At 61.3% G+C, this 18,136-nt stretch carries 22 protein-coding genes, 1 tRNA gene and 1 pseudogene; 16 read left to right on the forward strand and 8 right to left on the reverse strand.

The window, feature by feature from the left end; genetic code table 11:
- The first annotated feature begins 106 nt into the window (after positions 1–106).
- The 9 genes from EBS11_RS19720 to EBS11_RS19760 all read left to right on the forward strand — a co-directional run bounded on the left by EBS11_RS19720 (position 107) and on the right by EBS11_RS19760 (position 7,571).
- Entirely contained in the window at positions 107–958 is an 852-nt protein-coding gene (locus tag EBS11_RS19720; protein ID WP_290605572.1) for a hypothetical protein, read from the forward strand.
- Entirely contained in the window at positions 959–2,239 is a 1,281-nt protein-coding gene (locus EBS11_RS19725; RefSeq protein WP_290605574.1) for a hypothetical protein, read from the forward strand.
- A gap of 66 nt (positions 2,240–2,305) precedes the next feature.
- Positions 2,306–2,734 carry a hypothetical protein gene (locus EBS11_RS19730; protein ID WP_290605576.1) on the forward strand — a complete coding sequence of 143 codons (429 nt, stop codon included), beginning with the start codon at positions 2,306–2,308 and terminating at the stop codon, positions 2,732–2,734.
- A 50-nt stretch (positions 2,735–2,784) separates the two neighbouring features.
- The gene (locus tag EBS11_RS19735) at positions 2,785–3,246 is read left to right on the forward strand and encodes a glycoside hydrolase family 19 protein (protein ID WP_365955795.1); all 462 of its coding nucleotides are present in this window, start codon (positions 2,785–2,787) and stop codon (positions 3,244–3,246) included.
- Positions 3,243–3,593, forward strand: a complete 351-nt coding sequence (locus tag EBS11_RS19740; protein WP_290605577.1) for a hypothetical protein — start codon at positions 3,243–3,245, stop codon at positions 3,591–3,593. Before EBS11_RS19735 ends, EBS11_RS19740 begins: the two co-directional genes overlap by 4 nt.
- Before the next feature lie 137 nt (positions 3,594–3,730).
- Positions 3,731–3,895, forward strand: coding sequence for a hypothetical protein (locus tag EBS11_RS19745; protein ID WP_290605579.1), 165 nt, complete (start codon positions 3,731–3,733; stop codon positions 3,893–3,895).
- Positions 3,896–4,534: 639 nt separating this feature from the next.
- Entirely contained in the window at positions 4,535–6,034 is a 1,500-nt protein-coding gene (locus tag EBS11_RS19750) for a nucleobase:cation symporter-2 family protein (protein WP_290605581.1), read from the forward strand.
- Positions 6,035–6,102: 68 nt separating this feature from the next.
- Positions 6,103–6,189, forward strand: a tRNA-Leu gene (locus EBS11_RS19755).
- Between the two features lie 173 nt (positions 6,190–6,362).
- Positions 6,363–7,571: an integrase arm-type DNA-binding domain-containing protein gene (locus tag EBS11_RS19760; protein WP_290605583.1), complete on the forward strand. Its 1,209-nt coding sequence runs from the start codon at positions 6,363–6,365 to the stop codon at positions 7,569–7,571.
- Here the strand turns inward: EBS11_RS19760 and EBS11_RS19765 are convergent.
- Both EBS11_RS19765 and mobC read right to left on the reverse strand, forming a co-directional pair.
- Positions 7,526–8,224 carry a relaxase/mobilization nuclease domain-containing protein gene (locus EBS11_RS19765; RefSeq protein WP_290605585.1) on the reverse strand — a complete coding sequence of 233 codons (699 nt, stop codon included), beginning with the start codon at positions 8,222–8,224 and terminating at the stop codon, positions 7,526–7,528. The two genes, EBS11_RS19760 and EBS11_RS19765, sit on opposite strands and share 46 nt — an antisense overlap.
- Positions 8,214–8,606: a plasmid mobilization relaxosome protein MobC gene (mobC, locus tag EBS11_RS19770; protein WP_152257874.1), complete on the reverse strand. Its 393-nt coding sequence runs from the start codon at positions 8,604–8,606 to the stop codon at positions 8,214–8,216. The genes EBS11_RS19765 and mobC overlap by 11 nt, the downstream gene beginning before the upstream one ends.
- A 449-nt stretch (positions 8,607–9,055) precedes the next feature.
- On the opposite strand from mobC, the gene EBS11_RS19775 reads away from it, so the two are divergent.
- The 3 genes and pseudogenes from EBS11_RS19775 (at position 9,056) to EBS11_RS19785 (ending at position 9,968) form a co-directional block, all read left to right on the forward strand.
- On the forward strand, positions 9,056–9,400 hold the full coding sequence (locus EBS11_RS19775; RefSeq protein ID WP_290605652.1) for a terminase large subunit: 345 nt from the start codon (positions 9,056–9,058) through the stop codon (positions 9,398–9,400).
- Positions 9,324–9,623: pseudogene (locus tag EBS11_RS19780) on the forward strand (DNA adenine methylase); the annotation flags it as partial. The gene EBS11_RS19775 and the pseudogene EBS11_RS19780, both read left to right, overlap by 77 nt.
- Positions 9,624–9,776: 153 nt before the next feature.
- Positions 9,777–9,968 carry a hypothetical protein gene (locus EBS11_RS19785; RefSeq protein ID WP_290605588.1) on the forward strand — a complete coding sequence of 64 codons (192 nt, stop codon included), beginning with the start codon at positions 9,777–9,779 and terminating at the stop codon, positions 9,966–9,968.
- Positions 9,969–9,999: 31 nt separating this feature from the next.
- Here the strand turns inward: EBS11_RS19785 and EBS11_RS19790 are convergent, their stop codons facing one another.
- Together EBS11_RS19790 and EBS11_RS19795 are read right to left on the reverse strand one after the other, a co-directional pair.
- Entirely contained in the window at positions 10,000–10,449 is a 450-nt protein-coding gene (locus EBS11_RS19790; RefSeq protein WP_290605590.1) for a hypothetical protein, read from the reverse strand.
- Positions 10,450–10,453: 4 nt separating this feature from the next.
- A complete protein-coding gene (locus EBS11_RS19795; RefSeq protein ID WP_290605591.1) occupies positions 10,454–11,179 on the reverse strand; it encodes a hypothetical protein in 726 nt (241 codons plus the stop codon).
- 260 nt (positions 11,180–11,439) lie between these two features.
- Here EBS11_RS19795 and EBS11_RS19800 point away from each other — a divergent pair, with 260 nt between their 5' ends.
- Positions 11,440–11,721, forward strand: coding sequence for a DUF4113 domain-containing protein (locus tag EBS11_RS19800; RefSeq protein ID WP_290605592.1), 282 nt, complete (start codon positions 11,440–11,442; stop codon positions 11,719–11,721).
- A 349-nt stretch (positions 11,722–12,070) separates the two neighbouring features.
- A complete protein-coding gene (locus EBS11_RS19805; protein ID WP_290605593.1) occupies positions 12,071–12,640 on the forward strand; it encodes a hypothetical protein in 570 nt (189 codons plus the stop codon).
- Positions 12,641–13,207: 567 nt separating this feature from the next.
- Here the strand turns inward: EBS11_RS19805 and EBS11_RS19810 are convergent.
- From EBS11_RS19810 to EBS11_RS19825, 4 genes are all read right to left on the reverse strand, one after another.
- On the reverse strand, positions 13,208–13,564 hold the full coding sequence (locus EBS11_RS19810) for a nuclear transport factor 2 family protein (RefSeq protein ID WP_290605595.1): 357 nt from the start codon (positions 13,562–13,564) through the stop codon (positions 13,208–13,210).
- 32 nt (positions 13,565–13,596) lie between these two features.
- On the reverse strand, positions 13,597–13,809 hold the full coding sequence (locus tag EBS11_RS19815; protein WP_290605597.1) for a hypothetical protein: 213 nt from the start codon (positions 13,807–13,809) through the stop codon (positions 13,597–13,599).
- A gap of 51 nt (positions 13,810–13,860) precedes the next feature.
- Positions 13,861–14,364 carry a DUF2939 domain-containing protein gene (locus tag EBS11_RS19820; protein ID WP_290605599.1) on the reverse strand — a complete coding sequence of 168 codons (504 nt, stop codon included), beginning with the start codon at positions 14,362–14,364 and terminating at the stop codon, positions 13,861–13,863.
- A gap of 124 nt (positions 14,365–14,488) precedes the next feature.
- Positions 14,489–14,935 carry a DUF2939 domain-containing protein gene (locus EBS11_RS19825; RefSeq protein WP_290605601.1) on the reverse strand — a complete coding sequence of 149 codons (447 nt, stop codon included), beginning with the start codon at positions 14,933–14,935 and terminating at the stop codon, positions 14,489–14,491.
- A 119-nt stretch (positions 14,936–15,054) separates the two neighbouring features.
- Here EBS11_RS19825 and EBS11_RS19830 point away from each other — a divergent pair, with 119 nt between their 5' ends.
- Both EBS11_RS19830 and EBS11_RS19835 read left to right on the forward strand, forming a co-directional pair.
- The gene (locus tag EBS11_RS19830) at positions 15,055–15,891 is read left to right on the forward strand and encodes a hypothetical protein (RefSeq protein ID WP_290605603.1); all 837 of its coding nucleotides are present in this window, start codon (positions 15,055–15,057) and stop codon (positions 15,889–15,891) included.
- A gap of 14 nt (positions 15,892–15,905) precedes the next feature.
- On the forward strand, positions 15,906–18,116 hold the full coding sequence (locus EBS11_RS19835) for an acylase (protein ID WP_290605605.1): 2,211 nt from the start codon (positions 15,906–15,908) through the stop codon (positions 18,114–18,116).
- The last annotated feature ends 20 nt before the right edge of the window (positions 18,117–18,136 follow it).

The raw sequence follows: 18,136 nt of genomic DNA on the forward strand, positions 1-18,136 counted from the left end.
GTGGCCATGGTGGAGCAGGCGGTGACGATAGGCACTCGTCCTGGCGCTGATCGCCCGCCTGTGAATGCGGTGTATCAACGCTTATCTAATACTACGGTGGAATAACATGCCAAATCTCCGCATCATTCACGACAACGCCGCCGACCGCGCCGTGCTGGCCGCATCGAGCCAGGCCGGCACGCTGGGCCCAGCCAACCTGCAGCGCGACAGCAAAACGGCCGTGCTGCGCGCCACCGGCACGGTGCAGACCATTACGGCCACCTGGCCGACGCAAGAGGCCATCGCTTGCGTAGCCCTGATCTTTACCAACCTGACCAGCAGCGCGCGCATGCGCGTGCGCGGCTACGCTACCCCGGACGGCGAACTGGTGCTAGACACCGGCAGCATCTTCCCGTGCCCGGCTGCCATACATGGCTCATTTCCCTGGGGCGTACTGCCGCTGGGCTGGAATGCCTATAAATCGGGCGGCGTGAACACCTGGGCGCGCGGCGGTGGCGCCGATGGCGTGACCTGGTTCGCCCCGGTGCGCGTGCGCCAGTTGGTCATTGATGTGTCGGCACCGCAAAGCCCAGACGGTTACCTGGAGATCTCGCGCCTGGTGGCGGGCCATTACTGGTCACCCGAGTGCAACGCCGAATACGGCGCGCAGCTGCAAATGCAGGACAGCAGCGAGGACTACCGCACTGCCGCCGGCGATCTGAAAACCGCCATGGGTACGTCCAGCGACAAACTGAGCATCCAACTGGCGCACCTGACGCCGCTCGACCGTGCGCGCTTCATGCGCATCCTGCGTGAGAGCGGCAAGGGCAGGGCCATGTTGTTCAGCCTGTTCCCGGAAAACCCGGATCCGCTGCTTGAGCAGGACCACATGCTGTATGGCAAGGCCAGCAACCTGGACGCGGTGGCCATGCCGTATTACGACACCTATTCCGCACCACTCCAAATCGAAGGGATTTAAATGGCTAACTTTTTTTATGATGGCATGCCAAATGTCAATGAGCGCCTGAACACGCTGTACAGCGCATTTTCTGCTGGCCCCTACAATGCAGTTCCCTTGACCGGCGGGACCATGACGGGACCTCTGACGACGACCTCAACCGTCACCGCACTGCGCGTGGGAACGGCTGGCATCATTGAGCAACTTGCGTTGCTTACCAACGCCGGTATTGACGGTATTGCAGGTACTGCTCTTCGGTTTGGCTATCCCGGTGTGCCCGGCTACGGCACCCGGATTGTTGGTGCTGGCAATCCCTCGACTAGCTATGCCGGATACACCGCATTTGAGGTGGGTGTAGGTAATAGTAGTTATCGCGAGATTGCGCGGTTCACGGAGCGCGGTGCGCTGCTGATTGGCACCGCTACTGAAGCGGCACAAGGACAATTGCAAGTTGTGGGACCAGTGCAGATTACAAGCTCACCGACCGTTGGACCATTGTTGATGACGGCAGGAGCTGCGGTCGGAAATGCCGCATTTCTGCTCTACGCAGGCGATGGCACGTCATTCCCTCAGCCTGCATCGGTGATGTACGTAGGCAAATATTCCGGTACTGGCCGCAGCGTATCGGCAAACGGCACGGTAAATACGTCGGGTAGTGACTATGCAGAATATATTCTCAAGTCAGAAACATGTAACACTGTTATCAAGGGGCAAATTATCGGCATCACCGCTGTTAATACTCTCACGGATAAATGGGAAGATGCTGTTCTGTTTGGAATTAAGTCGACGGAGCCTTCTTTCGTCGGAGGCGACTCTTGGGCGAACTGCGTCGGGCCGCGCCCAACCCCCCAGGCAGGGCCAGCTCCGATGCCGCCACCGCGCCGCGCCGGGGTAGGCGAGCAACAGGCGCTGCCCGGCACCAATCCCCCGGAATATCAGGACGTGGTGACACCTGGCGATACCGATGCCGAGTGGGCTGCCAAACAGGCTGCCTACGCTGCGGCCCTGGCCGCGCATGACGCCGCCACGCAGCTGGATGCCGAGGTCATGGCCGCCTTTGACGCGGCGCTCGAAGCCGAACGCCAGAAGGTTGACCGCATTGCCATCGCCGGCCGCGTGCCGGTGAACGTGCTGGGCGCCCGGCCGGGCGACTATATCGTGCCGGTGCAGGACGGCGCAGGCATCAAGGGTATCGCCGTGCGTGAAGATGACCTCACCATGAAGCAGTACCTGCATGCCGTCGGCCGCGTCATTTCGATCGAGCCGGACGGTCGCGCCTATGTGATGGTCAAGGCCGCGTAGCAGACCAGCAATTCACATCCAACCCGCTTCGGCGGGTTTTTTTATTTCTCCGATAGAAAGGCAATCATGGCCCTCGAAACCACCGCCGCCGGCGGCGCATTGATCAAACTGTTTGGCGTGCCCGTGCTGGCCGGCGCAGCCGCCACGTCGCTGGGCTTCATGTTCATGTGGCCCCAGTCCACCAAGGAGGCATTCATCCGCTTTTGTTCCAGCATCATCATTTCCACCTTTCTCGGTCCGCTGCTGGTGGCCGCCGTGCTGTCCTGGTGGCCCAGCCTGTTCGACAGCGCGAAAACCGTGGCGGGCCTGTATGGCGGCGACCCGGCCACGGGCTTTCTTTTCATCGCCGCGCCCTTGATGGTGGCGGCCGGCTTGCCCGCCTGGTGGGTGCTGGGTGCCTGCGTGCGCTGGTTCGACAAGCGGCGCGGGAAGGATATCGGCGAACTGGCGGCCGATGCTGCGGCCGTCGTCAAGGATGTGCGGGGCGTGCTGTGACAGGCGCGCAATTGATGCAGATCATGCCGTTTGCTGGCCATCGCGCTACGTTGTTCCTTGAACCCCTGAAGGCGGCCATGGTGGAATTCGGTATCGATACGCCGCTGCGCCAGGCGGCATTTCTGGCCCAGGTGGGCCATGAGTCGGGCCAATTGCGTTACGTGCGGGAACTGGCCAGCGGCGCCGCGTATGAAGGGCGTGGCGACCTCGGCAATGTCGTCGCCGGCGACGGCATGCGTTTCAAGGGGCGCGGCTTGCTGCAGGTGACGGGGCGCGCCAACTATGCTGCCTGCGGCGTGGCCTTGCGCCTGGATCTGCTGTCCCGGCCCGACTTGCTGGAGCAGCCAGGCAACGCTTGCCGTTCGGCAGGCTGGTTCTGGCAGTCGCGTGGCCTGAACCGGCTGGCCGATGCGGGCGACCAGGAACGGCTGACGCGCCGTATCAACGGCGGCGTGAATGGCTTGGCCGAGCGCCTGGCGCTGTATCAGACGGCGCGCAGGGTGCTGGCATGAAGCCGCCGTCGATGGTGCTGGCCCTGCTGCTGTTGCTGGGCGTAGCCGTGTTATGCGCCCAGCGCTGGGGACACGAAACGGGCCGCGCCGCTTGCGCGGGGCAAGTGCAGGCGCTGCAAGGTGCGTTGCAGCGCCAGAACGTGGCAGTCAATACTTTGCGCGAGGAGGGGGCAAGGCGGTCCGCGCGCGCACGGCAGGCACTGTCCAGCGCGCAGGCCGGTCAGGCCGATGCCCAGGCGGCAGCGGCGCGCATCCTGGCCCTGCAGCCGGACGGCGACGCTTGCCGCGCGGCAGAAGCATTGATTGCCAGTGACGCTGCCAGCGATACGGCAGGCGGGATACCGTGAAGGTGACGATGACGGCGGCGTTGAAGAGCGCAGCGGCGCTGGTACTGCCGGGTTTGCTGCCATGTATGCTCGGTGGCTGCGCGGCGGGCGGGCCAGCAGGGATGGTGGCGGGGGGCGCTGCGCCGGAAAGGCTGCCTATGGTCGTGCCCTGTCTCGTCGCGCGTCCCGTGGCGCCATTCTTGCCGCGCGTGCCGCTGCAGGGCATCTTTGCGCAAACGCAAGCCCTTCTCGCCCGCGAACACCTGCGTGCGGCCTATGTGCAGCAGCTGGAAGCGCTGATAGACGGCTGCGCGGGCGGCTAAGTCATCACCAGAACATCGTTCTGAGAATATTCTGGATTGAGGGCAAACAGAACGGGATGCGATGCATGGCACCCAAAGGCGTGGCCTTGGCACCGTTGGCCGTGAGTCGGAAACGAGCGCACCATGGGGGGCAGCGGCGCGCCAGTTCTGGCCGCTGCGATAATCAAGCGTGTAGTGGGGTACTTGGCGGGGCACTTGGCCGTGAAGCCGCCAGGGGCCGCTTGACGCGGTGCTGGCCCGTGCTTGTGGCCTGTACTTGCGGCCTGTACTTGCGGCCTGGGCCTGTCGGCGGCACGTGCCGCGCGCCGGCGCCTGGTGCGTCGTCGTCCTCGTCGTCGTGCCATATCCCGGTGCCGGCCGGTGCCGCCTGGTGGTGCGACTGCACGAAGGCGTGCCAGAAAACAGTGCAACACTGCGCGTCCGGTGCCCCCTTTTATTGCCGAGATGATATTTCGGCACAATTCCTGTATACAATCGGTGCTGGCACGAAGCGTGCATGGCTTGCTGAAGTCGTCCCCATCCAAGGAGCTTCGCATGCGTCATCGGCCACCAGTATGTTCCTGTCGTCCCGTTTCTCTCTTGCTTTTCCCTTTCATCCGCGTCCATCCTGGCCACGGAAACCCAGGAAATGGAGCGTAAATGGCCTCTCCCCGTCTGAAATCCATCCACCGCGGCGTGCCCGGCGCGACGCCTGCTACGCCATCGGCCGTCGATGAAATACTGCCTGCCGGAAAACTGTTCACCCTGGGCTTGCAGCATGTGCTCGTCATGTATGCCGGCGCCATCGCCGTGCCCCTGATCGTCGGCCGCGCCCTCAAGCTGCCGCCCGAGCAGGTGGCGGCGCTGATCAGTGCCGACCTGTTCTGCTGCGGCCTCGTGACCCTGATCCAGTCCCTGGGGATAGGCAAGTATTTCGGCATCCGCCTGCCCGTCATGATGGGCGTGACCTTCGCCGCCGTCAGCCCCATGCTGGCCATGGCGAACAATCCGGCCCTGGGCATCAGCGGCATCTTTGGCGCCGTGATCGGCGCCGGCGTCGTTTCCATGCTGATCGCGCCCTTCATCAGCCGGCTGCTGGCCCTGTTTCCACCAGTGGTCACGGGCAGCATCATTGCGGTGATCGGCGTGTCGCTGATGCGCGTGGGCGTCAACTGGGCCATGGGCGGGCCGCCGGCCATGGCGCAGATCGCCGACCCCGCTTTCGCCAACATGGTTGCTGCGGCCACGGCGGCCGGCTTGCCCGCACCAGCCGGGCCCGTGCCGATGATAGCCAACCCCGGCTATGGTGCGCTGGACAACATGGGCATCGCCTTTTTCGTGCTGGCGGTTATCTTGCTGGTAGCGAAGTATGGCCGCGGTTTCCTGTCGAATATCGCCGTATTGATCGGCATCATTGCCGGTACGGCCCTGTCCTTTGCGCTGGGAAAGGCTGATTTCGCCAAGGTGGCCAGCGCCAAGGCTTTTGCCATCGTCACGCCATTCCAGTTCGGCATGCCCACTTTCGACGTGATGGCCATCGTCACCATGAGCCTGGTGATGATCGTCGTCATGATCGAGTCGCTGGGCATGTTCCTGGCGCTGGGCGAAATGACGGACAAGCGCATCACCCAGGCCGACATCAGCCGCGGCTTGCGCGTCGACGGCCTCGGTACCCTGATCGGCGGCATTTTCAATACTTTCCCCTACACCTCGTTTTCGCAGAACGTGGGCCTGGTCGGCGTGACGGGCGTGCGCAGCCGCTGGGTGTGCGTCGCGGCCGGCATCATCCTGCTGGTCATGGGCGTGATCCCGAAGATTGCCCAGGCGGCCGAAGCCGTGCCGGCCTTCGTGCTGGGCGGGGCAGGACTGGTGATGTTCGGCATGGTGGCCGCCACCGGCATCCGCATCCTGGCCGGCGTCGACTATAGGAGCAACCGCAACAATCTGTTCATCGTGGCCCTGTCGATCGGTTTCGGCATGCTGCCGCTGGTGGCGGAACAGTACGCCCAGCACATGCCCAAGGCCCTGTCCCCCTTGCTGCACAGCGGCATCCTGCTGGCCGCCATCGTCGCCGTGCTGCTCAATTTGTTCTTCAATGGCTTGGCATCGCCGGACGAGGCGAGGGAGAAGGCGAAGGAGAACAGCCACGGGAGCGAATGACGGCGACAGGCCAATTGCCAAGCAAGATGGTGCAATCGGCATCACCTGTGCTAGAATCTCGCCGCGCTGCCCGGATGGTGAAACTGGTAGACACTGGAGACTTAAAATCTCCCGCCTGTAAGGGCGTGCCGGTTCGATTCCGGCTCCGGGCACCAAGAACTCAGCCGTAAAAATCCAAGAACGTCCAAAAACCCGCCTCCGTCATAGGAGAGCGGGTTTTTTGTTGTCCATTCGCGTCCATAGGCGTACATTAAAAGTGATGAACTTTGTTGGTACTTTTTGCTGGATTTAGAGTTTTCTCTAAAAAAATACCATCAGGGAGTGCGCCATGCCACTGTCCGATCTGCTTATCCGCCATGCCGTCTACAAGGGCACACCCAGCGGCGACAAGTATCCCGACCTGTACGGCATGTACCTGCTGGTCACCCGTACCGGCAAGTACTGGCGGTTGAATTACCGCCATGCAGGCAAACAAAAGACCTTGGCCCTGGGCGTCTACCCTCGCGTGAGCCTGGCCCAGGCGCGGCGCAAGGCCGAAGAGGCGCGCAAGGCGCTGGCCGAAGGGATCGATCCGAACGGCGTCAAGCGCGCGCAGAAGGCCGAGCAGCGCAGCGCTGCCTTGAATACCTTCGACAAGCTGGCGCGCCAGTGGCTGCTCACCATCCAGCGCAACGGCAGTGCCAGCACGCGCAAGAAAGTCGGCAACTGGCTCGAAGGCGACGTCATCCCCTACCTGGGCAAGATGCCGCTCAACACCATCCGCCCGCGCGACGTGCTGCGCGTGGTACAGCGCGTCGAGGCGCGCGGCGCGATCGACTCGGCGCACCGCATCAAGCAGCTGTGCGGCCAGGTGCTGCGCTTCGGCGTGGCGATGGACCTCGTCGAACGCGACGTCACGGCAGACCTGAAAGGCGCATTGACGCCGGTGCCGAGAACGCACTACCCGGCACTGACGGAACCGGGCGATGTCGCGCCGCTGCTGCGCGCCATTTATGGCTACCACGGCCACGTCACGGCGGTGGCGGCGCTGAAACTGGCGCCCATGCTGTTCGTGCGTCCCGGCGAACTGCGCGCCGCCGAATGGAGCGAAATCCATCTCGATGCCGCCGAGTGGCGCATCCCGGCCAGGAAAATGAAAATGCAGCTCGAACACCTGGTGCCGCTGCCGACACAGGCCGTGGCGATCCTGCGCGCGCTGCAGCCTGTCACCGGCGAAGGCCGCTACGTGTTTCCCGGTCTGCGCGGCGGCCAGCGCTGCATGAGCGAAAACACCATCAATGCGGCGCTGCGTTCCCTCGGCTATGCCAAGGAAGTCATGACCGGCCACGGTTTCCGCGCCATGGCCCGCACCATCCTCGACGAAGTGCTGCAGGAGCGCGTGGACCTGATCGAGCACCAGCTGGCGCACAGCGTCATCGACCCGAACGGGCGCGCCTACAACCGCACGGCGCACCTGCCTGCGCGCCGCGCCATGATGCAGCGCTGGGCCGACTATCTCGACGCCCTGCGCGACGGCGTCGCCACGCCGCCAGCCTGACGGCGACGCCCGTCTGGAGAAAGAAAACCAGCGGCGGCGCTGGCCCGTACAGGTGCGGCGAGACGCATGCCTGTCGCCGCCGCGCCACGATGGGCGACACGGCGTGCGTCCACCCGCAGCTGCTGCAGCCGTTGCCGCGTCGAGGCGATGCCGGTGCGCAGGCCTGCCTCGATCTCGCCCCGGCTCGCCGCGCGGCGCGGCGCCTCGACGGAGGGGCGCAGCTGCTGCAGGCCGAAGTCGCGTTCGACGGCGCGCATGATGCTTTCCTGGCGCCGGTAGTCGTGGCTGTCGCTGGTCACGCCACCATCGCAGCGGACGCGGTTGACCAGCAGGTGCACGTGCTCATGCCGGGTGTCGGCATGGCGCGTCAGCAGGTACTGGTTGTCGTCCAGGCCCATGCCCGCCAGATAGCGGCCCGCGATCTGCGTCCACTGGGCGTCGGACAGCTGCTCTCCCGGCGCGGCCGACAGCGACACGTGCAGCACCGCCTTGCCCAGGCCTGGGCGCAGCTTGCGCACGGCGCCGAATTCCTGCGCCAGTTCGCGCGGCGTGCGGCCGGTCATGTTGGTGTCGATCACGCGCGCCTGCTCCTTGCCCAGGTCATAGGCCAGCACGCCGCGAAAGCCGCGTCCCTTGATGGCCTTAGCGATCATCGTCCTGCTCCTTCACGCCCAGCAGTGCCAGCCGCAGGCGGCGCGTTTCCGCGATCAGCCGCTGCAGCAGGGCGTCGGCCACGGCGACGCGGCCGCCCTCGTTGGCGAGATGGGTCAATTGATTCAGGTTGGACGCCAGGCGGGCCAGTTCCACGTAGTGTTCGCGGTTGATGGCGGCGACGGGCGGCGAGGGCAAGGCGCGCGCCAGCGCTGCGGCGCGCAGCCATTGCGCGGGACGCATCTGCATGCGGGCGGCGCGTTCCAGCAGCGCCGCATGTTCGGCGGCCGAGACGCGCACGCCGATGGTGGCGCCGCGCACGGCGGCCGGGTCGCCTTTCGGGCGGCCGCCTTGTCGCTTGCGTGGCGTGGTCTCGGCGTGCATCGATGCTCCTGGCGTGATGGGCGAGCGCAGCGAGGATGGCCCCGCAGGGCAAGCCGGTTTGAGCGAAGCGAAAACATGGCTTGCTCCTCGCCAGCCCACGCGCCCGCGGCTCCCCGGTCTTTAATGTAGGCGCGTGGCCGCTTCGGCGCGCCACCGGCCCCGCCCCGCCTGGTATCTGGCGGCGGTAAATGACCCCGTATCCGGAGTGGTCTACCGCCTGCCACGATTGGGAAACGCGTATTGTCGCCGGCCTGCCGGTGACGCCATGCGCGCCGCTTTATCCTGATCAGGCTGCTGCGGCCTGGGCGATTTTCTCCGAGCTGCGCATGGTGGATGCGCCCGGCAGCCCAAAGATGGGCGAGGTCGTCAAGCTTTGGGTGCGGGAGTTTGTAGAGGCCATCTTCGGCGCCTACAACTCCGAGACTGGGCGCCGGCTGATCAAGGAATTCATGCTCTTGATCAGCAAGAAAAACGGCAAGTCGACCATTGCGGCTGGGATCATGCTGACGGCTCTGCTGATGAACTGGCGCCTGGAGGGGGAGTACATCGTCCTGGCACCAACGAAGGAGATTGCAGACAACAGCTACAAGCCGATGGCGGCAATGATCAAGGCTGACGACGAATTGACAGTGATGCTGAAGGTGCAGGATCACATCCGCACCATCACGCACCTAACTACCAACGCCACGTTGAAGGTGGTGGCGGCCGATGGCGAGACGGTACGACAGGCCGCATACGCTGTTTTACCTGGACCCGCCGTACTGGGAGACGGCCGGCTATGGGGTAGAGTTTGAATTCGCTCAGTACGAGAAGATGGCTGAGTTGATGGCCAAGCTGAAGGGCAAGGCCATCTTGAGCTTGAATGACCATCCAGGCATCCGGCGAGTGTTTGCCAGCTTCCAGATGGATACAACCGGCATCCAGTACAACGTGGGCGGCGGCGGTAGATCGGTGGAGCGCAAGGAGTTGATTATTTACAGCTGGGATAGGGCGGCCGAACCAGCCGGCTTGTTCTAAGCCCAAGCGGCTGGGTGTGCAGACACGTCTACACGCTCGGCCATTGTTTACTTTACAGCGTTCGATGTTTAAGGTGCTGTATAAATATACAGTATTTTGTGGCGCCTTAGAGGTGCTGGCCGCTGGCATCGATACCGCCGCGTCGCAGCCTTGATGTACGGCAGCGACGCGGCCCTGGGCTTCCTATTCATCGCCGCGCCGCTGAAGGTGGCCGCTGGCTTGCTTGCCTGGTGGATGCTGGGCGCCACGGTGCGCGGGCTCGACAAGCGCCGCGACAAGGATATCGGCGAGCTGGCGCATGATGTGGCCGCCATCGTCAATAAAATACAAGTAGGCCTCAACTAGAATCCCACTTTTCAAAGTTGATTATTTGGCATTACCAATCTGTAAAATTGCAAGAATCCGCGTATGTCGATTGGCAAGGCATAAAGAACTGATGGTCACCTGTAAAGATGTATCCAGTGCAATCATCCTGTAATTTTTCACCAACTTCGCGCGAACTACCAGCGGACGAAGGGGTCGATATGAAATGACTCCCTTCGACAACCCATCCTCCACCTAGACCGCATCCCCAACAAACAGCAGCAGCACGGTTTGCGTTTGCTTGCTCTACCATAAAAAACTTGTTTTCACCTGTTTCAACATTAAATTGGTTTGAGTAGACTAGTAGTTGCCACGTTGCTGTTGCATCCCATGTGATACTTTCATTGTTGGCGCAATTTGCTCTTGAAAAGAATGTCAATGAGAAAAATCCTGCTGATGCTGAGCTAGTTATTAATGATGCTAAGATGAAGAATATCACTCTTAATATTTTTTTATTTTTCATTGTATTAGTTTTTTATGTTTGTGTTGGTGTTTAACTTCACGAGAGTATTTTGAATATTGTCAAGGTTGTTTGTGTGAGTTTTATTTTTCTGTTGCAAGTTGATCTTATTTTTTTCTGAGGTCCAGTACTCAACTGCATATAAAAAATCGCCATGTAAAACAGAAAGCGTTCTTTTTTCTAAGCCATCTTTGGATTTGTAAAATAGTTTGCGAGCAGGAAAGCCAGCAAGGGATTGTTTGAAGCTTTCTGGAGGCGTAATTAATCTATTTCCACTGTTTCCTGCTCTGAAATATGTACTAATAATTACATAATTCCCTTCGGGGCATTCTGCGAATAATGTGGCCCCGCTAAGTTTTTGGCGATTTGTATCATCTGTTGGGAAGCCGGTAGGAATTATGCCAATAATATTAGTGCAATTAATATCTATGGCCATGGATTTCAATATTTCTGTGTCTGCAATGGTGGTGAAATTATTATTCTTGACTTGAACTAAAGCTATGTCCCATTTCTTTTTTAAGTCTGAGAGGGATACATTACTGGATTGAGACAGGGGTGCGGGGGCTTCGGGATTTGAAGCCTTAGCGAATTCTTCATCTATACGAATTATGGATTTTTGAATAACATCTTCGCGCTTTTCGTGGCGAGTAGTCTCAGCCTCACTTTGTTCTGAAGCGGTAGCATTGAGTAGGGTAAGGGAGCAAGTGACAATTGCGATCAGTTTGAGTAGCATTTTTTCTCCAAAAGTGATGCCGATAAATACATTTATTCGATGATGAAACAATTCGATAGAATCATTGAATGCGAATGATTGTGATTTGCATTATTTCACAAGATTGTTTTTTTGTATACTCATCTTGATTCAAAAAAGAAGTATCAATTGGCGGCCCAGCGTGCTTGTGGTCGCAGGTATGGGGGTGGAGTAGGGCCACATTGTCTTCATCGCTTAGTCCAAAGTGCATCTTGGCCGGCGCCTCACTGCTTGGCCTGGCCATGATCTTTCGAGCCGGCTACAAATATAAGAAAGCCGGAATCATGCTGATTGACCTTCGGCCGGATACCCAGCGCCAAGGTGTTTTGTTTGGTGCGGATCCCGATCGCGCTCGTTCAGTGCGCGCCATGGCGGCGCTGGATTCGCTGAATGAGCGGTTCGGGCGCGATACGGTACACCTTGGCTCGGCCGGTCTGGTCAGGCGCTGGGCAATGTTGTCGGAAAACCGCACGCCGCGGTACACTACTAATTGGCAAGAATTACCAAAGGCTCTGGCTCACTAGGGAAAAAATGGTGTGCGAATAACTGGCGAAAATTTACCATTCTTCCACTCAAGACACTGATTCTAAAGAGAATTGGCTTCCGACTCCGGGCACCCAGAACTCAGCCGTAAAAATCCAAGAACGTCCAAAAAACCGCCTTCGTCATAGGAGCGTGGGTTTTTTGTTGTCCATCCGCTTGCTTTGACGTACAGTCAAAGCGGTGCACTTTGTTGCTACTCTTTTACTGGATGTAGTGAGTTTCTTTAAAAAGTATGGGCAGGAATGGCGCCTGCCGCTCCCGGCCCGGATGGCAGATGTGTACGGAGCGGCAGCGGGAGTTCAGGGTTGTGCTTGCCATACTTGATCATTGATGGACACGACGCCCCTGAGGGGTTCGTTTTTTCGACGCGTATATATCACCATGATTTCCAGGTTCTTCAATTTGCTCTACGGTTCCACATCTGTCCAGTTCGAAAGCCAATACCCCCTTGATGAATCCGTTTCCCGCCTGGCCGGCAAAGTGAAACCAGCCACTTTGTTCAACTTTTCAGAGCAGTGTGCGGTTGGCACTGTTACAGAAAAGAGAGTTTCAATTTGTCGGAAAATCCCCTTCGTTAGAAACTCCTGGAAACCTTGCTTTGTTGGTGCATTTGAATTGGATGGCGATAAAACTGTCCTGAAGGGGCAATTTGGATTTTCAAGTTCGACAAAGATATCGATGTCTTTTTACTTTGGCATTATCATCTTGTGGACCATGTTCGCCGCCGTGTCGGTTGCTTCCGAATCGTTGACGGATCTTTACTTCCCGCTGGCCGGCGTCGCCTTGTTCGGAGTCGCCACTGCAGGGATGATTTCGGGTAAAAGGTCTGCCAGAAAGGATGTGGATTGGTTATCCACGCGCATCTCCGATGCACTCCAGACGCACAGCGACGGCATGTGAGCGTGCGCATGACACCTGTGCAGTAGCGCTTATTGCATTCTTGAAAACCTTGCGATGGATACTCATGGGCATCAGTTTGTTCTGCAGGCTGGTGCCGCCTGGGCCAGGCAAATGAATGATTTATTTGAGCGCTATATTCCTGTCGACGCTGAGGGAGCATAGCTGGCGCCGAGCATATCGAAGCAGGCGGAAATCTGCTTCGACATAACCGAGGATGTCGCGACCGTGGTGCGGCAATGGGAAGCGCTGGGTTTCGTCCGGCCCGGTTCAGCAGATGATCGTGCCGGCGAAAGCCGGCAGGAGCGGACCAAGTTTTGCATCCATGCCGCCATCATGGGAGCTTCGCTCCTTGTCCACCGGGGATGGCCTGCGTCGCCTGCCGCCGTTTATCTTGCGCCAGCATCGGTGCTGGCACGCCGGCAGGCGGCATTGCTTCCCAGGCGTGGCAGTGCGGGCATCGAGATCCACGGTGCTGCCCGGACGGCAGCGATGCATATGGGGCCCACAGTCCGCAAGGCGGCGGTCAGTGTCGTGCATGCGGCAGACCTGGCAATTGTCAGGGACAGTTCAGCCGGGTATCGGCGTGCCCTGGTGAAAAACCAGTTGCCAGCGGCCATCGCGCCATTTCCACAGCGAGCTGCGCAGGCTGGCGCTGGCGGGCAGGGCGCCGCTGGCATGCCGCAGCGAACGGTAGGTCACGAATGCCGCATCGGCGGCCAGTTGGCGGACCTGGAAATCGCTGATGCTGCGGGCGCAGAAGGGTTGCGCCGGCAAGTCGGACAGGGTGGCCGCGCGCGTCCAGACATGGCCCGAGCTGCCGAATTCGACGAATTCGTCGGCCAGCAGGGCCGCCAGCCTGGCGCCGTCGGCGCGCACCGCCTGGCTTTGCAGCGCCGCTTCCAGGGCCTGCAGCTGGACCGCCATGTCCGTGGCACCTGGTCCGGCTGGTTTCGCCATCAGATGGGAAATGCGCCAGCGCCCGAGACGTTCAGGCTGGCGACCTTGTCGCTGGAAAAGTATTTGATCTGCCCCAGGCCGATGGCGTAGCAGCCGTCGGCCAGTGCCGTGATGGGACCCGTCAGCTTTTCGCCGCTGATCAGGGTGACGACCCAGGGCGTGGTGGCAGGTTTGGCCGCGTGGGCCAGGGCGTGTTGTACCAGGTCAGACATGCTGCCTCCGTAGGAATGGGGATGGGCGGATGATAGCAGTGCGCCGGACTTTCAGGCGTCGGCCAGCAGATTTTTCGGCAGTGCCACCGAGGTCAGCTTCCAGCCCCACACGCCGTCGCGCGTCAGGGTCAGCTCGCCGATATGGCTCTTGCTGTGCGCGCGCTGGACGACGACGCTGTCCCAGGAGGTGTAGCGCAGGGTGTAGTCGGGCTTGGTGTTGCGCTGGCGTCCGCTGATGTCGCTGACCTTGGCGAGCGGACGTTCGTAGCGGTCATTGAGCTTGATCAAGGCGACGATGCCTTCGGGCATGAGCATGGTGTCGAGCAGGGGGGCGATGACGTCGGAGCTGATGTCGTCCGCCACTTCCGGCGCCGAGAACAGGGCCTGCAGTTGGCTGCCCAGGCTGCCCCGCAGCCGGGCCGCGTCGATGTGCGCGGCCAGCGCATCCGTATCCTCATTCATGGTCGCCGTGCGGATCTGGTTCATGGTGAGGTAAGGGCTGCCATAGAAGATGCCGGCCAGGGCGACCAGTGCCACTACAGCGAGAAGCAACATTCTTTTCATCGTGCAAACTCTCGGATGCTGGCGACCCGGTGCGCCTGAAGTGTTGGCATTCTACATAATATTTCCGTAAATCAATATAGCGGTTTAAGTAAGTGTTGTTTTAGATCAAGTTTCTTCAAAGTAATTCCGGCGGCAAGGTGATGTCCGCCAGTTTCCAGTCCCAGATGCCCTGGCGGCGCAGCAGGAACTGGCTGACGGCGGGGCCGGCGCCCTTGCGCCGCAGCGCCACCTCATTCCACGAGCGGTAGGCCATGCCGAAGTCATGGCGCTGGCCATCGGCGCCCTGCTTGCCGTGCAGGATCAGCACCGTGATGCCGGGCGGCGAGACGATGGTGTCGAGCATTTCCTTGAGCTCCTCCGCATCGGCCGTTTCGCCTGCCGCCTGCAGCTGGCGCGCCACGCTGGCGCGGATGGCGGGCAGGTCGGCGTGCTGCGCCAGCGCTTCCAGGCGCACGGATTTCGCCGCGATGCTGATGCGGTACATGGCGATGTAGGGGCTGACCCAGGTGAAGCCGATGGCGGCAACGGCAAAAATCGCGGCGGTGGCGTACTTTCTTTTCATGGTCTGTGTTCTGGAATGAGCTGTGCCGCCGTGATTTTACCCGGCCATGGGCGGCAGATGGTGTAGCATTCGTGCCGGCGCGGACCATCGCGCCGCCAGCTGCATTATTGAGGACAACCATGAATATCACTATCAATCAGGTGCTGCAGTCGTATATCGACCCGCTCACCGCCAGCGAATACGCGGCACTCGAGCGCAGCCTGCTGGCCGAAGGCTGCCGCGACGCGCTGGTGCTGTGGAACGACGTGCTGATCGACGGGCATAACCGCTATGCCATCTGCCGCCAGCACGGCATCGAATTCAAGACCATCCAGAACACCAGCTTTACCTCGCTCGACGACGTCATGCTGTGGATGATCGACAATCACCTGGCGCGCCGCAGCGTGTCGGACTTCCAGCGCGGCGTGCTGGCCCTGCGCAAGAAGGAAATCGTCGCCGCGCGCAGCCCGGCGCCCGTCAGCGCCCAGGATGCGCCAGAAGGCGAAAACGCGCCCAAGCCGCCCATGAGCACGCGTGAAGAGGTGGCCAAGGCGGCGCGCCTGAGCAGCAACCAGATCAGCCAGATCGAGAAGATCCAGAAGGCGGCCTCGCCGGAACTGGTGGAAGCCGTCCGTTCGGGCACGATTTCCATCAATGCGGCGGCCACCGTGGCGTCGTTGCCGCCGGAAGAACAGGTGGCGGCCGTCGCCGGCGGCAAGAAGCTGCTGCGCCAGGCGGCCAAGGAAATCCGCGAACAGCGCGCCGCCACGCGCACGCCGCGCGAGCCGAAAGTGCACGTCCCGCAGGATACGCCGGAGACGGGCAAGGAGCCGTGGGCGGAAAACGCGGCGCAGACGCCGTCCGAAGCGGAGCGCCTGCGCGGCGAGGTCGCCAGCCTGAAACAGAAGGTGGCGCAGCTGCAGGCGGAAAATACCGAATTGAACCAGCGCATCGCCGCCTTGATTGACGCATCCTGAACGGGAGTTTGTACATGTTACGTCGCAGTGTCCTGTTTGCCTCCGTCGCTGTCGCGAGTATGCCCGCGCTGGCCGCGCCCGCCGCTTCCAGCACCGTTCCGGCCGCCGACATGGCCCGCTGGCAGGCGCAGGCCGCCCATGTCAGCATCGCGCGCGACACCTGGGGCATCCCCCACGTGACGGGCAAGAGCGATGCCGATGCCGTGTTTGGCCTGATGTATGCGCAGGCGGAGGACGATTTCCCCCGCGTGGAATTGAACTACATCAATGCCATGGGGCGCCTGGCGGAGGTGGAGGGGGAGCGCGAACTGTACCGCGACCTGCGCATGAAGCTTTTCATCGACCCGGCCGAGCTGCAAGCGCAGTACCGCGCCAGCCCGCCTTGGCTGCGCAAGCTGATGGACGCCTTCGCCGATGGCCTGAATTTTTACCTGGCCACGCACCCGCAGGTGAAGCCGCGGCTGATCACGCATTTCGAGCCGTGGATGGCCCTCAGTTTCAGCGAAGGCAGCATCGGCGGCGATATCGAATCGGTCAACCTGGCGCAGCTCGAAGCGTTCTACGGCCAGCAGGCCGGTCCTGCGGCCGTGGCGCTGGCCAGCCTGGAGACCGGCCTGGAGCCGGAACCGAGCGGCTCGAACGGCTTCGCCATCGCGCCCGCCATCACCCAAAATGGCCATGCGCTGCTGATGATCAATCCGCATACCTCGTTCTACTTCCGCCCAGAAGTGCAAGTCACCAGCGGCGAAGGCCTGAACGCGTACGGCGCCGTCACCTGGGGCCAGTTCTTCGTCTACCAGGGCTTCAATGAGCGCGTCGGCTGGATGCATACCTCGGGCGGCGGCGACGTCATCGACGAATACCTGGAAAGCATCGTCGACAAGGACGGCGCCTGGTTCTACCGCTACGATGGCGCGCTGCGGCCCCTGAAAGCCGTGCCGATTACCCTGCCGTTCAAGCGGGCCGACGGCACCATGGGAGCGAAGACCATCACGGTCTACTACAGCCATCACGGCCCCATCGTGCGCGCGCAGGATGGACGCTGGGTGGCCGTGCGCCTGATGAACGAGCCCCTGAAGGCCTTGACGCAATCGTACACGCGCACCAAGGCGCGCGATTATACTGCGTTTTATCAAACGATGGAATTGCGCACGAATTCCTCGAACAACACCGTGTACGCGGATGCGGATGGCAATATCGCCTATTTCCACGGCAATTTCATTCCCGTGCGCGACCCGCGCTTCAACTGGAAGCAGCCCGTCGACGGCAGCGATCCGGCCACGGAGTGGAAAGGGCTGCACACGGTGGCGCAAACCATCACCCTGTTCAATCCGAAGAATGGCTGGATACAGAACACGAACAACTGGCCGTATTCGGCGGCCGGCGCCTTTAGCCCGCGCCAGAGCGACTATCCCGCCTACATGTCCGTGTATGGCGAAAACGCGCGCGGCCTGCATGCCGTCAAGGTTTTCCAGAACCAGAAGGATTTCACGCTCGACAAGCTGATCGCCGCATCGTATGACAGCGAGCTGACGGCGTTCGAGGCGCTGCTGCCGCCCCTATTCGCGGCATACGATGCGCTGCCTGCCGGCGACGCGCAGAAGCTGGCGCTGGCCGACAAGGTGGCCTTGCTGCGGGCCTGGGACTGGCGCTATGCGCTGGACTCCACGGCCACCTCGCTGGCCGTGTTCTGGGGCCAGGAACTGGCCGAACTGGTTGGAAGACAGGCGCGCGAGCTGGGCGTGCCCGTGGTCGACTTCATGGCCACGGACAAGGTCGCGGCGGCGCAGCGCCTGGCGGCCCTGGCGACGGCGGCCGGCAAATTGCAGCGCGATTTTGGCAGCTGGCAAACCCCGTGGGGCGAGATCAACCGCTTCCAGCGCCTGACGGGAGATATCGTGCAGCCGTTTGACGATGCGCAAGCCAGCCTGCCCGTGCCGTATGCGTCGGGTAACTGGGGCGCGCTGGCCGCGTATGGCCAGAGCAGCAAGAGCACGACGAAGCGCATCTACGGCGAGCGGGGCAACAGCTTTGTCGCGGCCGTGGAATTCGGTCCCCGCATCAGGGCGAAAAGCATCCTCGCCGGTGGCCAGAGCGGCGACCCACAGTCGCCGCATTTCAAGGACCAGGCGGCCATGTATGCCCGGGGCGAATTCAAGGACGTGCTGTTCTATCCCGAGGATGTGGCGAAGCACCTGGAGCGCAGGTACCGGCCGGGGGAGTAAAGTCTGTGGTGTGTCTAACC

The sequence above is a fragment of the Janthinobacterium sp. genome, from assembly GCF_009923995.1.
Lineage (GTDB): Bacteria > Pseudomonadota > Gammaproteobacteria > Burkholderiales > Burkholderiaceae_D > Janthinobacterium.

What these genes read in the sequence shown, in the direction of transcription:
- EBS11_RS19720 (WP_290605572.1), top strand. Translation starts at nt 107, where the DNA reads ATGCCAAATCTCCGCATCATTCACGACAACGCCGCCGACCGCGCCGTG.
- EBS11_RS19725 (WP_290605574.1), top strand. Translation starts at nt 959, where the DNA reads ATGGCTAACTTTTTTTATGATGGCATGCCAAATGTCAATGAGCGCCTG.
- EBS11_RS19730 (WP_290605576.1), top strand. Translation starts at nt 2,306, where the DNA reads ATGGCCCTCGAAACCACCGCCGCCGGCGGCGCATTGATCAAACTGTTT.
- EBS11_RS19740 (WP_290605577.1), top strand. Translation starts at nt 3,243, where the DNA reads ATGAAGCCGCCGTCGATGGTGCTGGCCCTGCTGCTGTTGCTGGGCGTA.
- EBS11_RS19745 (WP_290605579.1), top strand. Translation starts at nt 3,731, where the DNA reads ATGGTCGTGCCCTGTCTCGTCGCGCGTCCCGTGGCGCCATTCTTGCCG.
- EBS11_RS19750 (WP_290605581.1), top strand. Translation starts at nt 4,535, where the DNA reads ATGGCCTCTCCCCGTCTGAAATCCATCCACCGCGGCGTGCCCGGCGCG.
- EBS11_RS19760 (WP_290605583.1), top strand. Translation starts at nt 6,363, where the DNA reads ATGCCACTGTCCGATCTGCTTATCCGCCATGCCGTCTACAAGGGCACA.
- EBS11_RS19765 (WP_290605585.1), bottom strand. Translation starts at nt 8,224, where the DNA reads ATGATCGCTAAGGCCATCAAGGGACGCGGCTTTCGCGGCGTGCTGGCC.
- mobC (WP_152257874.1), bottom strand. Translation starts at nt 8,606, where the DNA reads ATGCACGCCGAGACCACGCCACGCAAGCGACAAGGCGGCCGCCCGAAA.
- EBS11_RS19775 (WP_290605652.1), top strand. Translation starts at nt 9,056, where the DNA reads ATGCTCTTGATCAGCAAGAAAAACGGCAAGTCGACCATTGCGGCTGGG.
- EBS11_RS19785 (WP_290605588.1), top strand. Translation starts at nt 9,777, where the DNA reads ATGTACGGCAGCGACGCGGCCCTGGGCTTCCTATTCATCGCCGCGCCG.
- EBS11_RS19790 (WP_290605590.1), bottom strand. Translation starts at nt 10,449, where the DNA reads ATGAAAAATAAAAAAATATTAAGAGTGATATTCTTCATCTTAGCATCA.
- EBS11_RS19795 (WP_290605591.1), bottom strand. Translation starts at nt 11,179, where the DNA reads ATGCTACTCAAACTGATCGCAATTGTCACTTGCTCCCTTACCCTACTC.
- EBS11_RS19800 (WP_290605592.1), top strand. Translation starts at nt 11,440, where the DNA reads ATGATCTTTCGAGCCGGCTACAAATATAAGAAAGCCGGAATCATGCTG.
- EBS11_RS19805 (WP_290605593.1), top strand. Translation starts at nt 12,071, where the DNA reads ATGGACACGACGCCCCTGAGGGGTTCGTTTTTTCGACGCGTATATATC.
- EBS11_RS19810 (WP_290605595.1), bottom strand. Translation starts at nt 13,564, where the DNA reads ATGGCGGTCCAGCTGCAGGCCCTGGAAGCGGCGCTGCAAAGCCAGGCG.
- EBS11_RS19815 (WP_290605597.1), bottom strand. Translation starts at nt 13,809, where the DNA reads ATGTCTGACCTGGTACAACACGCCCTGGCCCACGCGGCCAAACCTGCC.
- EBS11_RS19820 (WP_290605599.1), bottom strand. Translation starts at nt 14,364, where the DNA reads ATGTTGCTTCTCGCTGTAGTGGCACTGGTCGCCCTGGCCGGCATCTTC.
- EBS11_RS19825 (WP_290605601.1), bottom strand. Translation starts at nt 14,935, where the DNA reads ATGAAAAGAAAGTACGCCACCGCCGCGATTTTTGCCGTTGCCGCCATC.
- EBS11_RS19830 (WP_290605603.1), top strand. Translation starts at nt 15,055, where the DNA reads ATGAATATCACTATCAATCAGGTGCTGCAGTCGTATATCGACCCGCTC.
- EBS11_RS19835 (WP_290605605.1), top strand. Translation starts at nt 15,906, where the DNA reads ATGTTACGTCGCAGTGTCCTGTTTGCCTCCGTCGCTGTCGCGAGTATG.